Here is a 4,218-nt window from a genome sequence, read left to right as displayed (position 1 = left end):
GATTATTCGATGATCTTGGCAACCACGCCGGCACCCACGGTACGGCCACCTTCGCGAATCGCGAAGCGCAGACCATCTTCCATGGCGATCGGAGCGATCAGAGTGACAACCATCTTGATGTTGTCGCCCGGCATTACCATTTCTACGCCTTCCGGCAGCTCGCAGTTACCGGTCACGTCAGTAGTACGGAAGTAGAACTGCGGACGGTAGCCTTTGAAGAACGGCGTGTGACGACCGCCTTCTTCCTTGCTCAGCACGTAGACTTCGCCTTCGAACTTGGTGTGCGGCTTGATGGTGCCCGGCTTGGCCAGAACCTGACCACGCTCTACGTCATCACGCTTGGTACCACGCAGCAGCACGCCCACGTTCTCACCAGCGCGACCTTCGTCGAGCAGCTTGCGGAACATTTCAACGCCGGTGCAGGTGGTCTTGGTCGTGGCACGAATACCAACGATTTCGATCTCTTCCTGAACCTTGACAATGCCGCGCTCAACGCGACCGGTCACAACGGTACCGCGACCGGAGATCGAGAACACGTCTTCGATCGGCATCAGGAACGGCTTGTCGATGGCACGCTCAGGCTCCGGAATGTAGCTATCCAGAGTCTCGACCAGCTTGCGCACGGCCGACACACCCATTTCGTTGTCGTCCTGACCGTTCAGAGCCATCAGTGCGGAGCCGATGATGATTGGCGTGTCGTCACCCGGGAAGTCGTAGGTCGACAGCAGGTCACGCACTTCCATCTCAACCAGTTCCAGCAGCTCGGCGTCATCCACCATGTCAGCCTTGTTCAGGAAGACAACGATGTAAGGAACACCTACCTGACGGGACAGCAGGATGTGTTCGCGCGTCTGCGGCATCGGGCCGTCAGCAGCGGAACAAACCAGGATCGCGCCGTCCATCTGCGCAGCACCGGTGATCATGTTTTTCACGTAGTCAGCGTGACCTGGGCAGTCGACGTGAGCGTAGTGACGAATCGAGGAATCGTACTCAACGTGGGAGGTGTTGATGGTGATACCACGAGCCTTCTCTTCCGGCGCGTTGTCGATCTGCGAGAAGTCACGTGCAGAGCCGCCCCAAGTTTCCGCGCAGACCTTAGTCAGCGCAGCGGTGAGCGTGGTTTTGCCATGGTCAACGTGACCAATGGTACCGACGTTCAGGTGCGGTTTGTTACGTTCGAATTTTTCTTTAGCCATCGAGACCGTCTCCCATCGTTGAATTGAGCTAGTCACGCCACCATTAAAACAAAGGCAGATATTTACATATCTGCCTTTGGGGTTGGAGCTCATGAGCGGATTTGAACCGCTGACCTCACCCTTACCAAGGGTGTGCTCTACCAGCTGAGCTACATGAGCGAATCTTGTCGCATAGATGCTTAAAACCTGGAGCGGGTAGCGGGAATCGAACCCGCATCATCAGCTTGGAAGGCTGAGGTTCTACCACTAAACTATACCCGCGTTAGCCGAGGCCTACGCTAAAATCTGGTGGAGGGGGAAGGATTCGAACCTTCGAAGTCGATGACGTCAGATTTACAGTCTGATCCCTTTGGCCGCTCGGGAACCCCTCCAAAACGAGGCGGCATTTTCATTGCCAACCTCCTCACTGTCAAGCATTTTCTCATTAAAAACTTGAGGTTAGCTGACAGCGCTAAGTAGCGCCCCTGAGGGGTATGCTGCTGAGCGGGCGCCATTCTATGTAAACTACTCTGAAGTTGCAATGCTTGAGCAAGGCATTTGTCGATGCTCAAGCTCAGGAAAATCCCTCATAAGCTCAGCAAGCAATGAACCGTTCAATAAGTGCTGACGAACGTCCGCCACCCGGACCCAATAACGACGATGGGTTCTGGGTAGCTCACGAATCAACGCCGCATAGTCAACACCCTGCAAACGATTGGCGACACTTTCAGCAGAATCCTTACGAGAAAATATCCCGAGAGAGATCCCATTAGACAGATCGCCAACAGTGATTATGTAACTGTCGATATTGCGAGATTGCAGCTCTCGCAACTGACGCAGCGATGCCTGCCGAGACACAAGCGGAGGCAGGTAAACCCAGTAGTCGACGCCAGCGGCCTCATCTACAGGCTCGACGCGGGAATCGATGTCTAGACTCAACAAACGCTGCTCAACAGCCAGTGCGATTGATTCCTCATCGAAGCCTCCCAGAAACAGACAGGCACTATCCACATCTTGCTCTGACTCACGGCGCGCCAAAGGCTTCGTTTCACTCAGCAGCTTGATGCCAGCATCTCTTGGAGGTACTCGCTGCCCTGAAGCCTCACTTACCACCGACGGAGTTTGGTTTAGGTGATACAAGTAAAGCAGCAGATTCAGTATCACTAGAAGCATTAAAAGCCAGCGCATCGATACCTCTTTAGGGACAGGCTATCGCCAGGCCTCTGAAAACCAAATCTGGCACACATCTTACACCCGGAAGATCCGCTGCTATTGCGGCATCCCCCCCGGTGACGTAGATAGTAAAGTCGTCACCTAAGTGACTATTGGCAAAGGAAATTTGACTAGAGAGATAGCTGCGCACCATGATTAGACAGCCCCGCTCAACGGCTTCGGCGGTACTCCTACCAGGAGCAACATCACTCAACGCGAGCGCAGCTTCTGCCACGTCGTATCGGATGCGGCGAGTGTGATCGACCAATTGCGCTCGCAGCAGAGCGATTCCTGGAGCTATGTAGCCGCCGAGATGCACCCCATCGCAAGCAACGAGATCTACGGTAATAGCCGTACCTAAATCGATAACTAAACAGGCGCCCCTACACAGGTCATAGGCAGCAAGAACAGCTAGCCAACGATCCAACCCTAAACGCTGCTGGTCACGATAGCCATTCACAACGCCGGCAAAACGGTCGGCCGGGCGCGCTCTGGCCACGTTCACGCCCAATGCCTCAGAAAGCACATGCACTAACGCCGTGGTTTCAGCATCGCTTCTGACACTAACTAGCCGGCAGCGGGTGATTTTCCCGATGCGCCCATCGAGCAGATCTCGGACAACATCCGCCACATGAGTAGCAATGCCTTCAGTTAATACGGCTTTATTAGCGCCAGAAACAACGCGCCATTTGATAAAACTGTTTCCGCAATCGAGCTCAAGAATCATGATCGATCCTCAAGCTTAGTTCTCCCCCGCTAAAACGCTGCTCCCCCTGACCATCAACCAATAGCCGTAAAGCGCCATGCTCATCTATACCGAGCATCAGGCCTTTAATCTGGTGGGCGCCCGCACTTAAAACACAGCGCTTGCCCTGCCAGACATTATTCGCCTCCCATTCGCCCCGCAGCGAGGAAAATCCCTGCTGGGCGTGCATATTCACATAATGATGCAGCGACTCACTGACAAAACTTGCCAGCTCACTTCGATCCACCAAGACCCCCGTCTGGGCTCTGACCGACGTCCAAGGCTGATCTATATCTAGGCCATCTGAAATCATATTTACGTTTATTCCGATGCCGATAATGACGTGGCATACATCGGCCGGGTCCCCGGTCAGCTCCAACAGGATTCCAGCTATCTTCTTGCCGCTGACATAAAGATCGTTGGGCCACTTAAGCCCGACATCCTCAACTCCTGCCCGACGCAGAGCATGGAGAACGGCCAAACCTACGACCAAGCTCAGGCCAGACAGCCCCTCAGAGCCATTTGCAATTTTCAGCGCCAAGGAATAATAGAGGTTTCTCCCAAACGGGCTCACCCATACTCGCCCCCTGCGGCCTCGGCCATTGATCTGACTCTCAGCCAATACTACGAACGGCGCTGCAACTTCTGAGCGCAGCAGCCTCAATGCTTCGGCATTAGTAGAGTCCACTGTGTCTCGGAAGCAAAGCTGCCAGCCTAGATGCGCCAATGCGGCAGAGCACGACTCATAGTTCAGCAACGAAAACGGCTCTGCCAGCCGATAACCTTTCCCGGGCACTCTGAACAGCTCAATATCGTATTCGGCCTCAAGTCGCTGCAGATATTTCCATACAGCGCTCCGACTCACACCAAGAGCAGCACCCAGCTCTTCGCCAGAATGAAAACGACCGTCACCAAGTAGCCGTAGTAATTCACTCATAAGGTCCCCTAACCAGCAAGCCAGGCATGATAGCTGCAGTTCCAAAGCCCAGCGAGTTTTCCCGCGCCCAAAGACAAACCCCCGGTCATCTTTCGATGATCGGGGGTTTGGTGTAGAAGCTTGACGATGACCTACTCTCACATGGGGAG

Annotated in this window: 4 protein-coding genes and 3 tRNA genes; all 7 read right to left on the bottom strand. The window is 54.3% G+C overall.

Translation table 11 applies throughout. The features are described 5' to 3' along the window. Nucleotides 1-2: 2 nt before the first annotated feature. The 7 genes from tuf to birA all read right to left on the bottom strand — a co-directional run bounded on the left by tuf (nucleotide 3) and on the right by birA (nucleotide 4,069). Nucleotides 3-1,196 carry an elongation factor Tu gene (gene tuf, locus UF78_RS03015; RefSeq protein WP_025240334.1) on the bottom strand — a complete coding sequence of 398 codons (1,194 nt, stop codon included), beginning with the start codon at nucleotides 1,194-1,196 and terminating at the stop codon, nucleotides 3-5. Between the two features lie 83 nt (nucleotides 1,197-1,279). Beyond that, nucleotides 1,280-1,355 (bottom strand) — tRNA-Thr (locus UF78_RS03010). Nucleotides 1,356-1,383: 28 nt separating this feature from the next. After that, nucleotides 1,384-1,457: transfer RNA gene (locus UF78_RS03005), tRNA-Gly, on the bottom strand. 25 nt (nucleotides 1,458-1,482) lie between these two features. After that, nucleotides 1,483-1,567 (bottom strand) — tRNA-Tyr (locus tag UF78_RS03000). A gap of 133 nt (nucleotides 1,568-1,700) precedes the next feature. Next, a complete protein-coding gene (locus UF78_RS02995; protein WP_045160586.1) occupies nucleotides 1,701-2,363 on the bottom strand; it encodes an SPOR domain-containing protein in 663 nt (220 codons plus the stop codon). 10 nt (nucleotides 2,364-2,373) lie between these two features. Further along, on the bottom strand, nucleotides 2,374-3,114 hold the full coding sequence (locus UF78_RS02990; protein WP_045160585.1) for a type III pantothenate kinase: 741 nt from the start codon (nucleotides 3,112-3,114) through the stop codon (nucleotides 2,374-2,376). Beyond that, nucleotides 3,104-4,069: a bifunctional biotin--[acetyl-CoA-carboxylase] ligase/biotin operon repressor BirA gene (gene birA / locus UF78_RS02985; RefSeq protein WP_045160584.1), complete on the bottom strand. Its 966-nt coding sequence runs from the start codon at nucleotides 4,067-4,069 to the stop codon at nucleotides 3,104-3,106. The genes UF78_RS02990 and birA overlap by 11 nt, the downstream gene beginning before the upstream one ends. Between the last annotated feature and the right edge of the window lie 149 nt (nucleotides 4,070-4,218).

This window comes from Stutzerimonas stutzeri (assembly GCF_000952685.1).
Lineage (GTDB): Bacteria > Pseudomonadota > Gammaproteobacteria > Pseudomonadales > Pseudomonadaceae > Stutzerimonas > Stutzerimonas stutzeri_E.
This window is presented reverse-complemented; position numbering and strand designations above follow the sequence as displayed.

What these genes read in the sequence shown, in the direction of transcription:
- tuf (WP_025240334.1), bottom strand. Translation starts at nt 1,196, where the DNA reads ATGGCTAAAGAAAAATTCGAACGTAACAAACCGCACCTGAACGTCGGT.
- UF78_RS02995 (WP_045160586.1), bottom strand. Translation starts at nt 2,363, where the DNA reads ATGCGCTGGCTTTTAATGCTTCTAGTGATACTGAATCTGCTGCTTTAC.
- UF78_RS02990 (WP_045160585.1), bottom strand. Translation starts at nt 3,114, where the DNA reads ATGATTCTTGAGCTCGATTGCGGAAACAGTTTTATCAAATGGCGCGTT.
- birA (WP_045160584.1), bottom strand. Translation starts at nt 4,069, where the DNA reads ATGAGTGAATTACTACGGCTACTTGGTGACGGTCGTTTTCATTCTGGC.